Here is a 20,040-nt window from a genome sequence, read left to right as displayed (position 1 = left end):
GGTCCTGCGGGTCAGCCCTCTTCCTTGAAGGTCTGCTTCTCGACCAGCTTTCCGTCGCGGAAGCAGAACCGGAAGACGGTCATGGTGTCGCCGGTGTCGTCGGACACGAAGTTGCGGCAGTCCGCGCCCTTGGGCTTCCGCGGGCCCTGGTCCGCCAAGGCCGAGGTCAGAACCGAGTCCTCGTCGGGCAGCTTGTCCTGCACGGCGGACTCGGGGTCGCCGACCTTCGCCGACTGGTACACCCTTGGGGAGATGGTGACCTTGTTCATCTCGTCCATCAGCGCGCTCACCCCCCAGATTCCCAGGGCGACAACGCCCACGACGAGGACGACGGCGGTGACGGCGCAGCCGATGGCCACGTTCTTCTTCTTGCTCATGGTGGCGGCGAACTCCCCTTGCGGATCGGATCGGTTGATGACCGCTCCACTGTTGTCCACGGCGCCGGCGCCCGGCTGCCCCACAAAGTCGTTGCAGGGGCCGACGGAGGTCGTGCCGTCGGGGTGGCGGGGCTGGGGTTCGCCGCCTCCGCCTCCGGTGCCGTAGGGCAGCATGCCCGCGATGCGGAAGCCGCCGTCCGCGGTGGGACCGGTGTGCACCATGCCGCCGATGAGCCGGGCCCGTTCCTGTAGGCCCCTCAGCCCCTGGCCGCCGCTGATCGCCGCCGGGACGTCCGGTGCCCCCGCCGGTGCGGGCCCGTTGGCGACCTCCACCACCAGGCTGTCCGGTTCGTAGCGCAGGGCGAGGGCGATCGGTGCGCCCGGAGCGTGCTTGTGGGCGTTGGTCAGGCCCTCCTGGGCTATGCGGTACGCCGTGTGGCCGGCGGCGGGCGCCAGCGCCCGGAAGGCGCCGGACCTGAGCAGTTCCACGGTCGCGCCCGCGGCCCGGGACGACTCGACCAGCCGGTCGATGGCGGTGACCGCGCGGGAGCCCGGACGCCCGCCGTCCGTGTCGGCGGGCTCGGTGCGTTCGGTGCGCTCGGTGTGTCCGGGCGCGGTGGTGCGCGCGTCGGGCCAGTTCCGGTCGTCCCGTTCCTCGTGGAGGATGCCGACGGCCTCGCGCAGCTCGCCCATCGCGGCCACGGAGGCGTCCCGCAGGATCCGTACGCCTTCCCGCTGTCGGTTGGTGAGATCCGGATCGACCTGTAGGGCGCCCGCGTGCACGGCGATCAGGGCGAGCTGGTGGCCGAGGCTGTCGTGCATGTCCTGGGCTATGCGGCCCCGCTCCAGCAGGCGCGCCTGCCGTGCCACCATCGCCTGCTCGCGCACGAGCTGGACGTTGTTCCGCTGCAGTGCGTCCAGCAGCGAGTGGCGCTGTGCCCGGTAGCGGGAGGCCAGTCCCGGCACGATCGACAGCGTGAGGAACACACCTGCGCTCAGCGTGCCCGTGAGGGCCAGTGGCAGGTCGAAACCCGCGCTGAGCTCGCTGCGGAACCACAGCGCGGCATGCAGTACGAAAGCGGCGACCACCCGCCAGGGCTTCATGATCCGGCTGCCCGCCGACCAGCTCGCGTAGACCAGCAGTGGCGCCGCGCCCGCCAGATCCCCGGCCGCGGCCGCCGAGACGACCAGCACCGTCGCCGGCAGTGCGCGCCGGATCAGCGACAGCAGGGCGACGCCCGCGACGACGACGAAGGTCCGTACACCGAACCCGGCCTCCGCGGCGTCGAACAGCCCCGCGAGTCCGGCGAGCACAACGGTGAGTACGGTCTCCCCAGCGATCCGCCCGCGACTCCAGGGCGACACGGCGGCAAGCCGGCGTCGGAGCGGCCATGCGCTGCGGGCGGTCTTCGCTTCGTCCAGTTCCACGCCCAGACCATAGGCAGTGCCCGGGAGCGCCCGCATCATCCCTGCGTCGCGCCGCCGAACGACGAAAGTCGACGACCACATCCGGGGCGGGCACTGTCGGGGGCCGTCGGCGCCGCAGGGGGTGTTTCGAAAGTCCCGCACAGCACCCACGGCGCCCGGCACGCACCCTCGCCGCACCGGCCAAAGGCCCAAGTACGGCCCGGACGAGGGCCTTCGTCCGGCACTCCCCCAGCCTCCGGCTGGGGGGACCCCCAGGGCACGCACCGGACACCGCGGGCACCGCACGGGACTTTCGAAACACCCCCTAGCCGAAGGTCGCTGCGGACCGCGACTTCCGAGGACTGATCCGGGCGGCCGTCGCGGCGACGATGGCTCAGCAGGACACAGTGCAGGCGACGAAACGGGAGACGTCACGTGGACCACATGCAACTGCAGGCGCACGGGCGGTTCAACGTCCGGCAGAAGATGACCGTCATGGCCAACCGGTACGTGGTGACCGTGGCCCGTCCTGACGGCTCCGAGGGCGAGGTCGTCGCCTTCGCCCAGCAGAAACGGATGACGTTCAAAGAACAGGTGACCGTCTACTCCGACGAGTCCAAGAACCGTGTCCTGTTCACCTTCGAGGCCCGCCAGGTCCTCGATGTCGGCGCCGTCTACGACGTACGGGACGAGACGGGCAACCTCATCGGGACGTTTCGCAAGAGGTTTGCCGCCTCCTTGCTGCGCTCGACGTGGAGCCTGGATCAACCGGGCACGACACAGCTCACCGGACGCGAACGCAACAGGGTGGTGGCCGTACTCCGCCGCGTCTGGGAGTTCCTGCCGCTCATCGATTTCGTGCCGTTCGCATGGCCGTACCACTTCGACTTCACCGAGGGCGACAAACGATCGATGGCGGTCGACAAGAAGTTCGGCCTCCGCGACCGCTACGTACTCGACATAGCGTCCCCCGACCTCGACCGCCGCCTCGCCATCGCCCAGGCGGTGGCCCTGGACGCACTCCAGTCACGCTGACTGGCGGGCGTGGCCGACGAACTCGGTCCACGCCGCGTCCGCGAACGTGAGCTGTGAGCCCTGCCTGTCCTTGGAGCCGCGGACGTGGATGGTGGTGTCGAGGTTGGCTGTCGCGGCCTCGACGCAGCCGGGCCACATCACCGCCAGTGATGACCCCAGCAGCAAGCCTGGGACTTCAGGACTTTGTTGGCGAATCCGCCGGGCGAAGTAATTGTCGCGAGAGTCCCAGCGACACGCCGGGTTTACGGCGTGTCGCTGGGACGTGTAACCCACTTTGCCCGGCCGGGACTTCAGGCTGACGCTCCGGCTCGACGAGGTCGGCGAGGTCGGCGTGGACAAGTGAATTCCGGGGGAAAAGGCCATCCCGCGTACCCCTCGATCCCGGCCAGCGGTACCCGAGGCGGACCGGCTCACGGCCTCCTCCGTCGGATGACGGATGACGGATGACGGATGACGGATGACGGATGACCGGGAGGCGGACGGCAGAAGGGCGACACCTCTAGGTCATCTCCGGCAGGCTGAGCCAGACTGGGACCCGGACCGGAAGCGGGACCGGGACCGGGACCGGGACTCGACCGGGAGCGGCAAGGAGGCGGACGGGTGGCGCAGGCAGGACCGTCGCGGCAGGAGCTCATCCAGCAGGGCAACCGCGCCGGATTCGTCGGCCGGGACGCCGAACGGGCCGCGTTCCTGCGGAACTTCGACCTCCGGCCCGGCGACCCCGGACAGCGTTTCCGCTTCCACGTGCACGGCACCGCGGGCGTCGGAAAGACCTTCCTGGTACAGGAGTTGCGGCACCTGGCACGCGAACGCGGGGCGCTCACGGCGTACGTCGACGAGCGTGCCGGGAGCGTCCCGGAGGCACTGTCGGAGATCTGCGAGCAATTCGCGGACCAGGGACGGCGGTTGAAGGACCTGGAGCGGCGGCTGACCGCGTATCAGGAGCGGCGGCGCGAGGCGGAGGCGGCCGCCCTCGCCGCGCTCGCCGGCGGCCCCGCACCGGAGCCGGAGGCGGCGTCGGTCGGCAGCAGGGCCGCGGTGGGGCTGGGCATGGCCGCCGTGGAGGCCACCCTGCCGGGCGGCAGCCTCCTCACGAGCGCCCTCCCGGCGGACCGGCTCGCGCTGGGCGCCGACCGCCTGCGGGCCGGCCTCGGCGCCCGCTTCCGCAACCCCGACGACATCGAACTCGTGACGTCGCCCGAGAAGGTGCTCACGCCGATCCTGCTCCGCGAACTGCGCGCTGCCGCCTCCGCCACCTCCGAGTGGATCGTCCTGTTCTTCGACACGTACGAGCGGACAGGCCTGTATCTCGACCCGTGGCTGCACGAGATGATCACCCGCGGCACGGCGGACGGCGGGCTGCCCGCCACCGTCGTCGTGGTCACCGCCGGACAGCGCCGGCTGGACCCCGCCCGCTGGAGAGGCCTGGACCTGGTGGCGGACGTGCCGCTGGCGCCGTTCACCGAGACCGAGTCGCGCCGGCTGCTCGCCGGGAAGGGCGTCGTGGCCGAGCCGGTCGTCGAGGAGGTGCTGCGCCTCACGGGCGGCCTGCCCGTCCTCGTGTCGACGCTCGCGAACAAGCGCCCCGGCGACCCGGACGCCGTGATCGACCCGAGCGCCGGCGCCGTGGAACAGTTCCTGCGATCGGAACCGTCCGTACGCCGCAAGGTCGCCGGGATCTGCGCTCTGCCGCGGTGGCTCGACGCGGACGTCTTCCGAGTCCTGGTCGTCGACCGCCCGGACGACGAACTGGACGCGCTGTACGAGTGGTTGACCGCGCTGCCGTTCGTCGGCGAGCGCGGGGAGCGGGTGCAGTACCACGACGTCGTACGGGCGCCGATGCTCAGGCTGGAACGCCGCAAGTCCCGGCGCGAGTGGGCCGGGCGGCACCGGCGGCTGGCGGAGGCGTTCGCCGAGTGGCGTGACGACGTCGGGGCCGGCCGGGACACCGAGGAACTGTGGGAGGACGAGGAGTGGCGCGAGCTGCTCCTGGAGGAGACGTACCACCGCCTCTGCGCCCGCCCGCCCGCGGCCCTCGCCGACGCGCTGGGCTCGCTGGTCGAGGCCTGCCGCGAGGACGAGGTCGTCGGCCGCCGCTGGGCACGGATGCTGGAGGAGGCGGGCGAGGCGACGGACAGCCCGGCCCTCAGGAACTGGGGCCGGGAGCTGGGCGAGGCGCTCGCGGACGACGCGACCGGGGTGGCGGGAGCGATGGCGCTGCTCCTGGCCCGGCCGGGACTGGACACCGGCGGCCGAGCGATGGCGCACACCATGCGGGGCAGGGAACTGCGGCACAGCGGGGAGTACGGGCGGGCACTGGAGGAGTACGCCCGGGCGCTCGAACTCGATCCGGAGCTGGCCCTGGCCCACTACGGCCGCGGCTTCACCCACCGGGTGATGAACGATCTCCCGGCCGCGCTGGCCGCCTTCGACCGGGCGGACGAACTGGCCCCCGACACCGGGTGGATCATCTCCGAGCGCGCCGAGACCTATCGGCTCGCGGCCCGTTTCGAGGAGGCCATCGTGGATTTCGACCGTGCCGTCGCCCTCGACCCGACCAATGACGAGACCCTGACCGGGCGAGCCGTCTGCCGACAGGCTCTCGGGCGGTACGACGAGGCGCTCGCCGACTTCAACCGTGCGCTGAGCATCGACGGGGAGTACGTGTGGGCGCTGGTGCGCAGGGCTCGGCTGCGCCTCACCAGAGGGGAGCCGGACGAGGCGTTCGCCGACTTCGACCGTGCGGTCGAGCTCGCGCCCGACGAGGCCTGGGTCGCGTCGGAGCGGGGTGACGCCTACCGGCGCGCCCACCGCTACGAGGAAGCCGTCACCGAGCTCGGCCGGGCCGTCTCCCTCGAACCGGACTACGCCTCGGCCCTGGCCAGCCGTGGTCAGGCCCTTCATGAACTGGGCAGGTACGAGGAGGCGTTGGCCGACCTGGACCGTGCGGTCGAGCTGGAGTCCGACTACTCCTGGGCGCTGGTGATGCGGGCCCACGCGAAGTACGAACTGGGCGACCGGGCAGGCAAGTTCGAGGACCTGCGGCGAGCCGTGGACACGGATCCCGACGACGGCTGGACCAGTCACGAACTGGGCGTGGCGTACCGCGACTCGGCCCTGTACGAGGAGGCGGTCACCGTCTTCCGCCGCATACTGGAACGCAGCCCGGACGACCACGCCACACTGGCCGGTCTCGGCGGGACCTACCGCGCCATGAAGGACCACCAGGAGGCCCTCCGCCACCTGGACCGCGCCCTGGAGCTGAGCCCGGACTACGGATGGGCCTACGCCTCACGTGCCCGGGTCGGCCTGGCGACCGGCCGGACCGAGCGGGCGCTGGCCGACCTGGACCGGTGCGTCGAGTTGGCGACGGAGGAGGACTGGGCGCGCCGTACGTCCATCGAGTTGCTGATGCTGTGCGACCGCTGGGACGAGGCGTCGGCCCGCCTGGCCGGCCCGGACCGGGCGCCGACGCCCGCCGACGACCTGGACGACCTGCGCGTCGAGGCACACCTGCACGCGGGCCGGTGGACGGAGGCCCGCCAACTGGCCGAGCGGATACGCGAGTCGGAACCGATCTCCGGCACGTTCCAACTGGCCGTGACCGTCAGCAGATCCGAAGGCCTGCCCGCCGCCGAACCCCTCTGGCGGGAGCTGGCCCGGATGATCCAGGAGGGCGGCGGGCTGGACGAGCTGGAGCGCGCGCAGGGCCGCTGCTTCGTCGGCTGCGCCCTCGCCGACTGGCCCGCCGCCGACCGAGGACTGGCCGAGCTCCTGGCCATGACCCCCGACTGGGATGACCTGGCCAACCTGGCCGCCGTCCTCACCGACGTACGGGAGAGCCCCGGCTCCGACCGAGACCACCTCGCCGCCCGCCTGACGGAGGTCACGACGGCCCGCGACGCGATTCGAACCCGCTACGCCCAATGACGGCTGACGGGCCGCGCCCGTTTCGGGCGCAGCCCGTCAGGGGCGCAGCCCTCTAGGGGCGCGGGGAACTGCGCGACCAGCCACCGCCGGCCCGCAGCCACCGAACAACCCCCGCCAGCCTCCCGCGAGGAAGCTAGACGTCGGCCCCCGACGAGCCGCCCGCACTCCCGGCCCGCTCCACCGGCAGGTGGACAACGACCAACACAACCCCGCTCAACAAAAAGACCCGCATCGCCGCATCGAGCCCGTTCCAGTCCTCCGACTGCCACATCGCGAACCACTCGCCACCGATGGCGAGAAACCCGGCTCCGAAGAGCAGCATCAGCATCAACAGCCCGAGCGTGGACGTCCGCCGCGCCCGGACGTGGTCGTGGCGAAGCCACTGGAACGTGCCCAGGATCAGGACGAGCGCGGCGATCGTCTCCCACACGATGATCGCTATGTACGCGGCGTCCTGGAGCCCCTTGGACTCGACGGCCCGCCACATCAGGTCGTCGTCCTTGAAGGTGGTGTCCATGGCGAGGACGTGCTGGACGAACTGCTGGTTGGTGCCGAAGTCGGTGATGTTCCCGAACGCCACGAGCGTGATGTAGAGCGCGACCGTGCCGGTGAGCAGGGTCGCGGTGAGCGGAAGCGCGCGTGCTGCGGCCATACCTCAAGTCCCCTTTCCTGTACGTGTGTTGCTCAACCACAGGGGGACCTGGTGTATGCCGGGTTGCAGGAGGGAGCGGCGAGCGCGCGCCGGCAACGCGGAAAAACGGGACGGGTCACCGCAGCCGGTCGACGTACCGGTCCGTCCCCGGCACCGTAGGAATGAAGGGCGCCACCAACTCCACCCGCCCCAGGCCGCCCGCGGCGGAGCCGCTCATGGATGCGGCGGCCACCGGCGCGTCCAGCCCGGTGAAGTACGGGTCCCAGCACTCCCGAGGATCCGCCTCCAGGAACCACAGCAACGTCAGCCGCGTATCGACGCCCTCGACCTGCTTCACGTACGTCATGCGGTCGCCGGGGAGCGGGGTCGGGCGGAAGATCGTGACCATGGCGGCGGGGGAGCCCGCGAGGCGCTTGGGGAGGTGGCGGGAGCGGAGCCACTCCAGCAACTCGGCCCGCTGGGCCGGGGATTCGGCGTCGATGACCTCCACGACCAGGCCCGCGTACGGGTGGTCAAGGGCGTGGAAGTCGCGCGGCCCGGCGGCCCCGTCCCGGTACACCGTCGCCTCGTGGTCCTGGAACGCCGTGAAGACGTGCGTGCGGTCCTGGTAGACCCGACCGTCCCTGTTCAGCCGCTTGTTGATGCCGACCGTCCACTTCATGTGGTCGTCGTAGCGGCCGTCCGTGACCCAGTACGTCGAGAGGTAGCAGCCCGTGGTGACCGGCTGGGCGACCGCCGACTTCTCGGGGTAGCGCAGGAGTTGGAGGTCACGGGTCGCGACCCAGCGCCGGCCCGCGTACATCCAGGGCATGGCCATCGCGCCCGCGTAGTAGTGGTCGTCTTCGTACCATCGATTGTATGCGTACTCGTGGCCCGGATGCGGTTCCACCATCGTGATCAGGGCGTGGCCGGGGTGGACGCCGTACGGGCCGACGGCGGCCAGTTCCGCGTACACCTCGCTGCGGGTGTCGATCGGCGTGTCATCGAGCATGGCACTCCCCTTCCTTCCTCCTGCGGCCTTCCTTCCTCCTCCGGACGGACCTACTCTGACGGACCGTCAGATCAAGCGCCAGAGCCGGGAGGCCCGCAATGTCACTGCTCCAGGGCAAGACCGTCGTCGTCTCGGGGGTCGGGGCCGGGCTCGGTCACCAGGTCGCGGCGGCCGTGGTGCGGGACGGCGGGAACGCCGTGCTGGGCGCGCGTACGGAGGCCAACCTCGCCAAGGCCGCCGCCGAACTCGACCCGGACGGGGTGCACACGGCCTACCGGGCCACCGACATCACCGACGAGAGCCAGTGCGAGGCGCTCGCCGCGCTCGCGAAGGAACGGTTCGGGCGGCTCGACGCCGTCGTCCATGTGGCCGCCTGGGACAGCTACTTCGGCGGTCTGGAGGACGCCGACTTCGCCACCTGGCAGTCCGTCCTCGACGTGAACCTGCTCGGCACGCTGCGGATGACCCGCGCCTGTCTGCCCGCGCTGAAGGAGCGCGGCGGGTCCGTGGTCGTCATCGGCACGCAGTCGTCCGTCGCCGCACCCTCCCAGGTGCGGCAGGCGGCGTACGCGGCCTCGAAGGGCGCGCTGACCAGCGCGATGTACTCCATGGCCCGGGAGCTGGGCCCGTACCGGATCCGGGTGAACACCGTGCTGCCGGGCTGGATGTGGGGGCCGCCGGTGGAGGCGTTCGTGCAGTTCACCGCGCACACCGAGGGCGTGCCGGAGGCCGAGGTGCTGGAGCGGCTCACCTCCCGTATGGCGCTGCCCGAGCTGGCCACGGACGGGGACGTCGCGGACGCCGCCGCGTTCCTGGCGTCGGACCGGGCGCGCGCGATCACCGGACAGTCTTTGCTGGTCAATGCGGGGGAGTTGATGCGGTAGGTCATTTCCGGCCGCGTTCATGCATCCTGATTTGTTCATGGACATGAACGGTAGTCAGTAAACAGAACTATTTTACCTCCCCTTGACTGTATCGGCTGTTGTCGGAGTCATGTCATCGAACTCACGATGAGCGGGCGTCACACGACCCTGGGAGGGGGCATATGAACGGGCTCGACTGGGCCGTGCTCATCGGCTACTTCGGTGTGATGGTCGCGATCGGTGTCTGGTCCCACAAACGGGTCGACAACGTCAGCGACTTCTTCACGGCCGGCGGCAGGATGCCGTGGTGGCTGTCCGGCATCTCCCACCACATGTCCGGCTACAGCGCGGTGATGTTCACCGGCTACGCCGCCATCGCGTACACGTACGGCGTCACCTCGTACGTCACCTGGTCCTTCCCCATCGCCATCGGTATCGCGATCGGCGCGAAGCTGTTCGCGCCCCGGCTCAACCGGGTGCGCTCACGGCTGCACGTGGCCTCGCCGCTGGAGTACCTGAAGAACCGCTACGACCTGCCCACCCAGCAGGCGCTCGCCTGGTCCGGCGTGCTGCTGAAGATCGTGGACGTGGGCGCCAAGTGGGCCGCCATCGCGACCCTGTTGTCCGTCTTCACCGGTGTCTCGCTCAACATGGGCATCCTGATCACCGGTGCCGTCACGGCCGTCTACTGCACGGTCGGCGGGCTCTGGGCCGACGCGCTCACCGAACTCGGCCAGTTCATCATCCAGTTCATCGCCGGTATCGCGATGCTCGTCGCGGTCCTGGCCGAGCTGGGTGGCTTCAGCCGGCTGTGGAACGTCTGGGACGCTCCGGCCCTCGACGGTCACACCAAGCCGCTGGCGGGTCCGTACATGATGGTCTTCCTGATCGCGTACCTCTTCATCAAGACCTTCGAGTACAACGGCGGCATGTGGAACCAGGCCCAGCGCTACATGGCCACGGACTCCGCGAGGTCCGCCACCCGGTCGGCCACCCTGTCCGCCGTGCTGTGGCTGGTCTGGCCGCTCGTGCTGTTCTTCCCGATGTGGGTCGCCCCGCTGATCATCAAGACGGACGTGCCGGCCGACTCGTACGCGCTGATGGCCGAACAGCTGCTGCCGCACGGGCTGTTGGGGCTGGTCATCGTCGGGTTCTTCTCCCACACGATGGCGATGTGCTCGTCCGACGCCAACGCGATCGCGGCCGTCGTCACGCGCGACATCATGCCCGCCGTCTCGCGCAAGGTGCGCGAGTGGGACACCCGGATGGGGCTGCTGGCCGCGCGCTGGGCCACGCTGCTCTTCCTCGGCCTGTCGATGGCCATCGCGACCCAGGTCAACTCCGCCTTCTTCGGCGACATCATCACCGTCGTCATCAAGTGGGTCGCGGGGCTCATGGGCCCGATCGCGATCCCGCTGATGCTGGGCCTGCTGCCCTGGTTCCGCAAGAGCGGTCCCACCGCCGCGCTGATCAGCTGGGGAGTCGGCCTGTTCACCTTCTGGCTGGTCAACTACCCGATCAGCTGGAACGTCGACGGCGGCGTACCCCTCCAGTACCAGGTGTCGATCCCGCTCGCGGTGTCGCTCGTCCTCTACATCCTCATCGGGTACGTGAAACCGGAGGACACCCCGGAGCGCGACGCCATCATCGCGAAGATCAACAACGACGGCGACGGTGGCCGGGGTTCGGCGGCCGCGGCGGTACCGGCTCCCGCGGGGGCGGCGGAGGGAGTGGTGGCGGACGGAGTGGCGGGCACGCCGGCCAAGGACTGACCCGCCTGTACGACCTGCCCGCCCGTACGGACGTCCGGCGTGGTCAGCCCGTCGGGACCGGTGTGGCGCCCGCCAAGGCCGAGTACCCCCGTGGGTAACGGGCCAGCCAGCCCGGTGAGGAGCCCGCCGGGCCGTGCAGGGCCGGGCCCTGGGTCATCTCCATCGCGAAGTCGTCCGCGAGGACGAGCATGGTGGGGCGGCCCTCCAGCTCGGCCAGCCAGGACGGCGGAAGGGCCGTCTCGCCGTGCAGCGCGCCGAGCAGGGCGCCCGTGAGCGCTCCCGCGGCGGCCGACGCGCCCCCGTGGTTCACCGCGAGGCACAGACCGTGGCGGGTGTCCTCGCCCACCAGGGCGCAGTAGACGGCGACCGAGAGCAGCCCGTCCGCCGTACCGCCCCCGGCCAGGTCCTCCACACGGGACGGAGACGGCATGCCCTGCCGTACGGCCCCCAGCGCCTGTTGCAGGGCCGCGGCGACGGGTTGGTGCCCTGGGCGTACGGCCAGCATCTGCAGGGCCCGCTGGACGGCAGTGTCGAGGCTCTCGCCGCGCGCCAGACCATGCACGACGACGGCGTACGCCCCCGCCGACAGGTACGCCGTCGGATGCCCGTGGGTCTGCGCCGCGCACTCCACCGCGAGCTGCATCACCAGCTGCGGCTCCCAGCCGACGAGCAGCCCGAAGGGCGCGGAACGGACCGCCGCCTCAGGCCCCTGCTCCTCGGGGTTCTTGGGGGCGTCCAGCGTCCCCATCGTCGCGTCGCCGAGCCCGGCCAGACAGGCGCGCGTCGGCTCGCGGAGCGCGTACAGCCACTCCTCGCGTGCCAGCCACCCGTCCTCCTTGCGCCGCTCGTCGGGACCCCAGTCGCGCTGCGTGGCGGCCCACCGCAGATATGCCCGGTGCAGGTCCGTCGGCGGATGCCAGGCCCCGGTGTCCCGGCGCACCTGGGCCCGTATCAGCCCGTCCATCGAGAACAGCGTCAGCTGGGTGAGGTGGGAGACGGCTCCGCGCCTGCCGTGCCCGAAGGCCAGATCGGTGAGCCCCTCCGCCCCGTGCGCCGCGCGGATCCCGTCCAGCGAGAGGTTGCCCACGGGCGAGCCCAGCGCGTCCCCGACGGCCGCGCCGAGCAGTGTGCCACGCACCCGGCTGCGGAAATCCTGCTGTTCGGCACGGCCCCAGACGGCACCGGCTGTCGCACCCACCGAGGCCTCCTACAGATCCCGATCCCGTACCGAACCAGTCGGTACGGCCGACAGTCCAGCACTGTAATCGAACAGGAACGGTCGGTTGAAGGTCGGATCAGTATGCGAACAGTGGGGGAACTGATCGTATTTGGAGGCCTTGAAAGGCGCGAAATCCGGAAAAGGCCGAGCCCCCTCGGCCGGGACGGCGGGCCAGTCGAGAGGGCTCTTTCGTGGTGCTTGTGCAGTTGTTGATGCAGTTGTCGATGCGGTTGTGGAAGCAGTTGTTGATCCAGCCGGTGGTGGGGTCAGACAGTGCCCCGGCTCACCTCAGACACGAAGGCGTTCCACGAGTCGGCCGGGAAGGCCAGCGCGGGGCCCTCGTGGACCTTGGAGTCGCGGACGGCGATCGCCGTCAGGACGGGGGACTTGACCTCGACGCATGCGCCGTTTCCTTGGGAATACGAAGACTTGGTCCACGCATCCGTGGCGCCCTGCTTGATTGCCATGTTCGCTCCGGTAGCCAGTTGCTGAGTTGCTGTCACCGCGCTGCGGATTCGTTCCGGAATCCGCTGCTCGGATTGCGCCAAGCTTGTTGCTGCTTGGCGTGATCGACGCTACTCGCCAACATCGGCGTACGAAGCGACTATTCACTCGACCGGGTGGCATATACCAGGGGAGTCTTCCGCCGGAGTGAGGTGACGGTGTAAGATCCGGCACTTTCTCACCGGGGCGGCCCCTGTACGTCCGCTCAGGACATCGCCACGGTGGCGTAGTCCTTGGCGACGTCCGCGATGAACTCCCTTGACTGGTCCGCGTTCAGAGCCTGCGCCCGCAGGTGCTCGTACATGACGCTGTACTTCTGGACGTCGTTCGCCTTCTCCAGGTACAGGTCGCTGGTGACACCCTCGATGTAGACCACGCTGGAGTCGGCCGCGTCGGGGAACTCTAGGATCGCGTACTGCCCGCTGACCCCGGGATGGGCGCCCATCGTGAACGGGATGACCTGGACCGTCACATGCGGCACGTGGGACATCTCGACGAGATGCTCCAACTGCTCGATCATCACCTGTTTGTTGCCGACGGCACGCCGCAGCGCGGCCTCGTCGAGCACGGCCCACAGCCGCAGGGGGTTCTCCAGGTCGGAGATACGTTCCTGTCGCCGCAGCCGTACCTGGACGCGCTTCTCGATGTCGCCGGAGGCCGCCTCCGGGAGCGCGCCCTGGATCAGGGACTCGGCGTACGCACGGGTCTGCAACAGGCCCGGGACGACCAGCGGGTCGTACACGCGCAGGCTCGCCGCGTCCGTCTCCAGGCCGATGTAGACGCTGTACGGGATGTCGCCGAAGGAGTGCCACCAGCCCTGCTGGCGCGAGTCCTTGGCCATCTGCATCAGCGAGTCGACGATCCGGACGTCCTCGACCTCGTACACCCCGCACAGATCGCGGACGTCGCGCTGGCTGATGCTGCGCCGTCCGTTCTCCAGGCGGCTGATCTTCGACTGCGAGACGAGCAGCCGCTCGGCCACTTCTTCTGCCGTCATGCCCTTGAGCTCGCGGAGCCGGCGCAGCTCCTGGCCCAACCGGCGTCGCCTGACGGTGGGATTGACATTGGACGCCACGGGACGTGCACCTCCGGCTGCGTGCTGCCTGTACTTTGCGTATCTGCTGTTGAGCAGATTGCCACCAAGGCGCTTGCTACCGCTGGGAAACCGCGGATATGCCATGCGTACTCGCCACTTGTCGCCACCTCGCGCCACCTGGCGTGGAAGAGTGTTGAAACCTCCCCGCCCTGGAGGAAGGGGATTCCTCACCCTCCAGGGTCGGTCGGGGATTTCTAGCTCACGCGGCCAGGTGGGGCAGCGCGCCACCTGGTCTTACGCGATCAGCACCAGCCGGGTTGAGACCTGCCCGGACCAGCATGACGCGAGCGGAGTTCTTGTCCCGGGGGGACACGGCTCCGCATGCGATGCAGGTATACGTTCGTTCTGAGAGAGGTAGTGCGTGCTTGGTTCTCGCTCCGCACTGCGCACAGTCCATCGTGGTGTGCGCGGGGTGTACCAGGTACACGGCACGGCCATGCTTGCGGCCCATCTCGATCAGGGCCTGCTTGGTGGCGCCGATCGACGCGTCGGCGGCCTTGCGCGCCATGGTGGTCCTGGCCAGGAACTTCGGCCGGAAGTCCTCCACAGCGAGGGCGTCGTGGTCGCGGACTACGGACTTGGCCCACTTGCGGCCGGTGTCCTGCCGCTGGCGGGCCACCTTCTTGCATGCCGTGGCCCGCAGCTTCTTCGCTTCGCGGTAGCCTGCCGATCCGGCCTGTCCCTTCTTCGGCTTGCGCCGGGCCATCATCCGGTCGTACCGCGTCAGTTTCGTCTGGGCCTTCCTGCCGTGCTCGGCGTGGGGCAGGTCGTGCGCGTCGCTGGTGGTGGTCGCGGTCTCCTTCACGCCCCCGTCGATGCCGATCACCGCGCCCGTTTCGGGCAGCGGTTGGACCTCGGTGGGAACGACGAAGCTGACGTACCAGTGCCCGACACTGTCCTGATGGACACGGACGCTGGACGGTTCGGCCGGGAGTTCCCGCGACCACACGGGCGTCAGCACGATCCCGCCCGCGAGGTGCAGCTTGCCGTCTTTGAGACGGAAGCCGCGCTTGGTGTAGTTGAGGGTGGGCAGCGCCTCGCGCTTCTTCTTCCACTTCGGCATCCCGGCCCGGCGGTGCATGGGCAGCCGTTCCCTGACGTCCTTCTGCGCCTTGGCTTTGGACTTGCCGAAGTCGCGGATCAACTGCTGCTGCGGAACGCTGGAGCCCTCGCGCAGCCAGGTGTTCGCCTTCCGGGCTTCGGTCAGCATTTTGTCGAGCTGGGCTGGACCGCAGGTCCGCTTGTCCACGCCTTCGGGCCGGTTCTTGTTCCAGAGGTGCGTCTGCTTCGACTTCGCGCAGCACTCGTTCCAGATCCACCGGCAGCGGTCCCACTCCGCCATCAGCGCAGTGCGGGCGGTGGACGATACGCGCAGACGGAAGGTGTACCGGGCGTGCCCCGCTCCGTCGGCCCCTGCTGCTTCCGTCACGCCCTCACCCCCGTCCACGTTCCGGCCACCCGAGCCCTGCCGGATGACCATACGTACGAGATCCGTATGTTCGCGCTCCTCTCCCGCCGCAGTCATCCCCGTCAGCGAATGCGGGCACACGTGTTCGCCTGCACTCGGCTCCGCTGGGCAAGCCGCAGCGGCGCTCCACGCCCGAGGAACAGGGTGTGGCGACGCTCCGCGTCGCTGTCACGGGATGCGATTCCTCCCTGGCGTGACCGCCGGGGCCTCCCCGCAAGAGACCAGGTGATGCGGCCACACACGAGATGCGACGGAGCCTTGCGATGCGACGGGACATGCGGCGTGGCCGCACGTTCCGTGACATGCGGCTGCGCGGGGCGGCGGGCCGTGTCGTCGTCCGGACGTACGGCCCACCACCCCGCGCGGCTCAGCGGCTCCCGGACCGGGTCTTGGGGACTGCGGTGCGGCGCTGACGTGCGTGACGCGCGATGCGTGCTGCACGGTGGTGATCGTCTTGCGGGTACCACGGGTCTTGCGGGCACTACGGGTACTGCTGTGCTGCTTACGGGTACTGCTGTGCTGCTTACGGGTACTGCTGTGGTGCCTGCGAGTCGTGCTGTGGTGCCTGCGGGTACTGCCGCACTGCGGTCGTGCCGGCCGGTGCCGTGGATCAGCGGCTCAGTGAGCCACGGCGCGTGCCATCGAACCGCGGTGCGGTTGCATCGGTACGCCCCTGGCGGGCTCCGATGCGGGCCTGGCGCCGGGGGTGGCCTGACGGCCGGCCGGTGCCGGGCTGCGGCGTGGCTGAGCGGCCACACCGTTCTGGACGTCCATCACGGCGTGCGCCACGAGGCCGCCCATGGGGTCGTGCCTGATCAGGTCCCGGAGTCGGGAGCGCGACGAACGCCCTTCGTTCCCCGGGTAGAGGTGCTTGCCCAGCCCGACGGCGTGCGCCAGCGCGGCCAGCGCGGCGGTCCGCGGGTCCGGCGGTACGCCGGTGCGGATCGCGCTGTCCAGCCGGGCCCTGATCTCCCGGCTGATCTCCGTGTCCGTCGCCTGATAGCGAGTCGTCGGAAGCACCCCGCACATCTGTCCCGCCACGGCATGCACCATGCCGCACCGCTCCAGATGCGAGAGATAGGTCTGGCGCAGCCCCAGCCGGGGTCCGCCGATCCAGTTCACAGCGCGTACTGGAGCACCCCGCCTGCGGAGTAGTTCCAGCGCACAGTCCAAGGTTGGATCTCCTGTCGGCCGTGGTGCCACCACGGCGATACGATCCCCGTCTGGGGCTATCCGTCCGGCCAGCGCCAGCTCTACTAGCTGCGCTCCGGCCAGACCTAGGTCGAGCGACTGCGGCTGTGCGGTGGTACCCGTGGTCGGGTCCAGCGCCAGCAGCAGAAGCTCCTCCGGAAGTGTTCTGCGGCTCCTGCCCATCCATGCCTCCCCGCGTGGATGAATGACAGGGTGACCCCTCTCACATTGGTCTGTCGAGGGTGCGTGACCGGTTCGTTGTGGAACCAGCAGGTATGTCGTTCTCGTCTACCACGGAGGTTAAGCCCGCACACAGGACACTGATACATGGTTCGGACAGGGGATGTCCGGGAGTGTGTGCACGTCTCCGCGGGTTCATGGTTCGGTTGGGCGCACGAAGTGTGGCGCATGGAGGAGGCATCGGTGGCGGGCGAGTCCCCCGACAGGTCGAAGCAGCACGAGTCGTCGAAAGAAGCGACGTCGGGGAGTACGGCTCCGGTTCCGGATCCGCGGCTGGCAGTCGCCCGGGAGGCCGTCACAGCGGCTTCCCGGGCTGACACGGCCACGGCGGTGTTCTCCACGAAGCGCTCCGCGGGTTCGGCGGGGGCGGAGGGGGCCACCGGCGGGAGTTCCCAGGGGAGTGACGGTTCTGCTGAGCGGGAGTCCGCCCAGAAGAGCCCCGAGAAGGCCACCGGTGGCGGTGACGCGCGACTGCGGGACGTGGTGGCCGCGTGGGTCGCGTCCGCGGACGAGAAGGGCTCTGAGGGCTCCTCTGGGGACGCGGATGGCTCCGGGGCGGGCGATGGCGCGGCGGATGGCTCCGATGAGGCCGACGCGGCCGATGGGGCCGATGGGGCCGGCGCTGCGGAGGGTTCCGACCGGCCGGACGTGGATGCGTCGGATGCGGCCGGGGTCGACGCGGAGGGCTTGGACGCTCCGGAGGTCGCTGCCGGTGGCGGTGGCTCGGTTGACGACTCCGATTCGGACAACGGCGGTGGCTCCGGGCCCGAGAGTGGCTCCGAGGGGGACGCGGGGGCTGACGCCCTGGCAGGGGACGCCGCTTCCGCGGATGCCCCGCGAGTCGCCGAGGCGGAGGACGCCGACGGCGCCGACGATGCGCACGGCGTGGGCGATGCGGGCGACGAGCCGGAGGGTGCCGCTCCTGCGGAGGCCCCGGCCGAGGACGGCGCTCCGGGCGAGCTCGATGCCGAGATTGACGCCGACCGCGCTGCCGAGACCGACGGTGACGACGCCGAGCCAGTTGGCGGTGCCGACGCCGAGGGGAAGCCCGACGGCGAGGCGAAGAGCGAGACGAAGAGCGAGTCGAAGCATGAGGCGGAGGCCGGTGGCGACGCGAAGGCGGACGCGGCGCCCGAGGTGACCGAGCCCGACGCCGAGCCCGATGCCGAGTCCGACCAGCCCGCCGGTGAAGGCCCCGGTGACGGCGTGGCCGATTCGGCGCCCGTGGCCGACTCTGCCCCCAGCGCGGCCGAACCCGCAGGTGAAGCCCCGAGTGACGGCGAGGGCGACGGCGACGGCGAGGTCGAGGGCGATGCGGCGAAGGCCGACGCCGCCTCCGACACGGCGGGCGAGTCCGCGGAGGCAGCCGACCGCGAAGGTGCCGCCGAGTCGGACTCCGGTTCCGATGCCAGCTCTGATTCCGGCTCCGGCGATGCCCCCGAGCGCCCCGTCGACCAGCCCACCGGCATCTTCAGGATGCCTGCGCGTGCCGTGGATCAGCCCACCACCATGCTCAAGCTGGGCGGTGCCAAGCCCGCCGCCGAGAAGCCCGAGACCGGGCCGGATGCCAAGTCGGACGCCCGCGCGGACAAGGGCGACGCCGCCGAGCCCGAGCCCGGTGCACAGCCGGACAGGGACGACGCCCGGACAGCAGCTCGTACGCCCGCCGATACGCCAGAGGGCAAGCCCGCTCCGGCCTGGGCCGCCAAACCCTCCACCAAACCCTCCGCCGAGCCGGAAGCTGAGCGCACCAGCAAGTTCGTAGCCCTCAAGCCGCTCGACGAGCCCGCGCTGCCCAAGCCGCGCCCGACCGGTTCGCCGTCCTTGGCCCCGTCCTCGTCCCCGGCTCAGTCCCCGGCTCACTCCCCGACTCCGTCGTCCCCGTCGGTGCCGCCCGCCGCCGAGACCGCCGCCATCCAGCAGGTCGGTCCCGAGCGGACGACGCAGCAACCCCTGCCGCCGAAGCCCCCGTTGGACCTGCTGGCGGAGCTGACGAACACGCCGCCGCCCCGGGAGACACCGGTGCGGACGATCGTGCGGCGGGTCAAGATCTGGACGCCGCTGGTGCTGCTGCTGGCCGTGGTGTTTGCAATCGTGCAGGCCGTACGTCCGCTGCCGACCCCCACGCTCGCGCTGACCGCCGACGAGTCGTACGCCTTCGAGGGGAACAAGCTCGCCCTTCCCTGGCCCGACGAGGGCCAGGGCTGGGTGGACGTGAACGGCATCGGGACCGTCGACAAGTTCGGCGAGCAGAAGCCCGTCGCGATCGGCTCGATCGCTAAGGCCATGACGGCGTACGTGATCCTCAAGGATCACCCGCTGAAGCGCGGCGAGGACGGCAAGTCGATCCCCGTCGACGCGACGGCGGAAAAGGAGGGCGGCTACGACAAGGACGGCGAGTCGACGCTCAACACCGTCAAGGAGGGCGACACCCTCACCGAGAGGGAAGCCCTCGCGGCCATCATGATCCCCTCCGCGAACAACATCGCGCGGCTGCTGGCCCGCTGGGACATGAACGGTTCGGAGGCGAAGTTCATCGACAAGATGAACGCCGCCGCCAAGGACCTCGGGATGACCAACACGACGTACACCGACTCCTCGGGCCTGAAGGAGACGACCGTCTCCACCGCCGAGGACCAGGTGAAGCTCGGCAACGAGCTGGTGCGGATGGAGGCGCTGGTGGACATCACCAAGCTCCCGTCCTGGGAGGACCCGTCGGGCAAGGTTTGGCAGAACTACAACCGCCTCGTCCCCTACAACAACGCCATCGGCCTCAAGACCGGCTCCACCACCAAGGCCGGCGGCAACCTGCTGTTCGCCGCCACCCAGGAGGTCGGCGGCGAGGTCGTCATCGTCGTCGGCGCGATCCTCGGCCAGCACAAGCCGCCGATCATCGACACGGTCAACGCGGTCAGCAAGGAGACGATGATCGCCGCCCAGAAGGCGCTGATCTCGCGGAAGATCCTGAAGAAGGGTGACGTCGTGGGGTACGTGGACGACGGGCTCGGCGGTCGCACGCCGGTCGTCGCCACGAAAGACGTCTCCGCGGTGGGCTGGGCCGGGCAGACGGTCAAGCTGAAGCTGGGCGAGGACGGCGCGGTCATCCCGAACGAGGCGAAGGCGGGAACCAAGGTCGGCTCGCTGAGCGTCGGTGACGGCACGAGCGGCGACGCGGTCGAGGTGCCGGTCGCGCTCAAGTCCGACCTCATCGAACCCGGCTACGACGCCAAGTTCACCCGGGTGGGCTGACGGGACGTACGCAACCGAGGCGGGCTCGGGGACGTATACCCCAAGC

General features: G+C 70.1%; 14 protein-coding genes. 5 read left to right on the top strand and 9 right to left on the bottom strand.

Features of this window, described 5'->3' with window-relative positions; genetic code table 11:
- Positions 1-11: 11 nt before the first annotated feature.
- The gene (locus OHA11_RS18960; protein WP_266507284.1) at positions 12-1,799 is read right to left on the bottom strand and encodes a sensor histidine kinase; all 1,788 of its coding nucleotides are present in this window, start codon (positions 1,797-1,799) and stop codon (positions 12-14) included.
- Positions 1,800-2,228: 429 nt separating this feature from the next.
- Here OHA11_RS18960 and OHA11_RS18955 point away from each other — a divergent pair, with 429 nt between their 5' ends.
- A complete protein-coding gene (locus OHA11_RS18955; RefSeq protein ID WP_266507283.1) occupies positions 2,229-2,819 on the top strand; it encodes a hypothetical protein in 591 nt (196 codons plus the stop codon).
- Here the strand turns inward: OHA11_RS18955 and OHA11_RS18950 are convergent.
- Positions 2,811-2,984 (bottom strand): DUF397 domain-containing protein, encoded by a 174-nt coding sequence (locus OHA11_RS18950; RefSeq protein ID WP_266497842.1) that lies wholly within the window; start codon positions 2,982-2,984, stop codon positions 2,811-2,813. The two genes, OHA11_RS18955 and OHA11_RS18950, sit on opposite strands and share 9 nt — an antisense overlap.
- Before the next feature lie 435 nt (positions 2,985-3,419).
- On the opposite strand from OHA11_RS18950, the gene OHA11_RS18945 reads away from it, so the two are divergent.
- Positions 3,420-6,749, top strand: a complete 3,330-nt coding sequence (locus OHA11_RS18945) for a tetratricopeptide repeat protein (protein ID WP_266497839.1) — start codon at positions 3,420-3,422, stop codon at positions 6,747-6,749.
- A gap of 133 nt (positions 6,750-6,882) precedes the next feature.
- Here OHA11_RS18945 and OHA11_RS18940 read toward each other — a convergent pair whose 3' ends face one another.
- Positions 6,883-7,401 (bottom strand): DUF2165 domain-containing protein, encoded by a 519-nt coding sequence (locus OHA11_RS18940; protein WP_266497838.1) that lies wholly within the window; start codon positions 7,399-7,401, stop codon positions 6,883-6,885.
- 115 nt (positions 7,402-7,516) lie between these two features.
- Positions 7,517-8,392 carry a hypothetical protein gene (locus OHA11_RS18935; RefSeq protein WP_266497835.1) on the bottom strand — a complete coding sequence of 292 codons (876 nt, stop codon included), beginning with the start codon at positions 8,390-8,392 and terminating at the stop codon, positions 7,517-7,519.
- A gap of 98 nt (positions 8,393-8,490) precedes the next feature.
- On the opposite strand from OHA11_RS18935, the gene OHA11_RS18930 reads away from it, so the two are divergent.
- Positions 8,491-9,276, top strand: coding sequence for an SDR family oxidoreductase (locus OHA11_RS18930; protein ID WP_266497832.1), 786 nt, complete (start codon positions 8,491-8,493; stop codon positions 9,274-9,276).
- 161 nt (positions 9,277-9,437) lie between these two features.
- Positions 9,438-11,027, top strand: a complete 1,590-nt coding sequence (locus tag OHA11_RS18925) for a sodium:solute symporter family protein (protein ID WP_266497829.1) — start codon at positions 9,438-9,440, stop codon at positions 11,025-11,027.
- 43 nt (positions 11,028-11,070) lie between these two features.
- Here the strand turns inward: OHA11_RS18925 and OHA11_RS18920 are convergent, their stop codons facing one another.
- The 5 genes from OHA11_RS18920 to OHA11_RS18900 form a co-directional block, all read right to left on the bottom strand.
- Positions 11,071-12,225, bottom strand: a complete 1,155-nt coding sequence (locus OHA11_RS18920; protein ID WP_266497826.1) for an ADP-ribosylglycohydrolase family protein — start codon at positions 12,223-12,225, stop codon at positions 11,071-11,073.
- Positions 12,226-12,512: 287 nt separating this feature from the next.
- Entirely contained in the window at positions 12,513-12,713 is a 201-nt protein-coding gene (locus OHA11_RS18915; RefSeq protein ID WP_266497823.1) for a DUF397 domain-containing protein, read from the bottom strand.
- 242 nt (positions 12,714-12,955) lie between these two features.
- Positions 12,956-13,825: a helix-turn-helix transcriptional regulator gene (locus OHA11_RS18910; RefSeq protein WP_266497821.1), complete on the bottom strand. Its 870-nt coding sequence runs from the start codon at positions 13,823-13,825 to the stop codon at positions 12,956-12,958.
- Between the two features lie 220 nt (positions 13,826-14,045).
- Positions 14,046-15,371 (bottom strand): transposase, encoded by a 1,326-nt coding sequence (locus OHA11_RS18905; protein WP_323186588.1) that lies wholly within the window; start codon positions 15,369-15,371, stop codon positions 14,046-14,048.
- A gap of 561 nt (positions 15,372-15,932) precedes the next feature.
- On the bottom strand, positions 15,933-16,688 hold the full coding sequence (locus OHA11_RS18900; protein ID WP_266497819.1) for a GPP34 family phosphoprotein: 756 nt from the start codon (positions 16,686-16,688) through the stop codon (positions 15,933-15,935).
- Positions 16,689-16,913: 225 nt separating this feature from the next.
- Between OHA11_RS18900 and OHA11_RS18895 the strand changes: the two genes are divergently transcribed.
- Positions 16,914-19,994, top strand: a complete 3,081-nt coding sequence (locus OHA11_RS18895) for a D-alanyl-D-alanine carboxypeptidase (protein WP_266497817.1) — start codon at positions 16,914-16,916, stop codon at positions 19,992-19,994.
- The last annotated feature ends 46 nt before the right edge of the window (positions 19,995-20,040 follow it).

Source organism: Streptomyces sp. NBC_00878, assembly GCF_026341515.1.
GTDB lineage: Bacteria > Actinomycetota > Actinomycetes > Streptomycetales > Streptomycetaceae > Streptomyces.
The sequence above is the reverse complement of the archived record's forward strand: the minus strand, read 5'-3'. Positions and strand labels throughout refer to the sequence as shown.

Coding starts and splice junctions, on each gene's coding strand:
- OHA11_RS18955 (WP_266507283.1), top strand. CDS start 2,229: ATGCAACTGCAGGCGCACGGGCGGTTCAACGTCCGGCAGAAGATGACC.
- OHA11_RS18940 (WP_266497838.1), bottom strand. CDS start 7,401: ATGGCCGCAGCACGCGCGCTTCCGCTCACCGCGACCCTGCTCACCGGC.
- OHA11_RS18935 (WP_266497835.1), bottom strand. CDS start 8,392: ATGCTCGATGACACGCCGATCGACACCCGCAGCGAGGTGTACGCGGAA.
- OHA11_RS18930 (WP_266497832.1), top strand. CDS start 8,491: ATGTCACTGCTCCAGGGCAAGACCGTCGTCGTCTCGGGGGTCGGGGCC.
- OHA11_RS18925 (WP_266497829.1), top strand. CDS start 9,438: ATGAACGGGCTCGACTGGGCCGTGCTCATCGGCTACTTCGGTGTGATG.
- OHA11_RS18915 (WP_266497823.1), bottom strand. CDS start 12,713: ATGGCAATCAAGCAGGGCGCCACGGATGCGTGGACCAAGTCTTCGTAT.
- OHA11_RS18905 (WP_323186588.1), bottom strand. CDS start 15,371: ATGACTGCGGCGGGAGAGGAGCGCGAACATACGGATCTCGTACGTATG.
- OHA11_RS18900 (WP_266497819.1), bottom strand. CDS start 16,688: ATGGGCAGGAGCCGCAGAACACTTCCGGAGGAGCTTCTGCTGCTGGCG.
- OHA11_RS18895 (WP_266497817.1), top strand. CDS start 16,914: ATGGAGGAGGCATCGGTGGCGGGCGAGTCCCCCGACAGGTCGAAGCAG.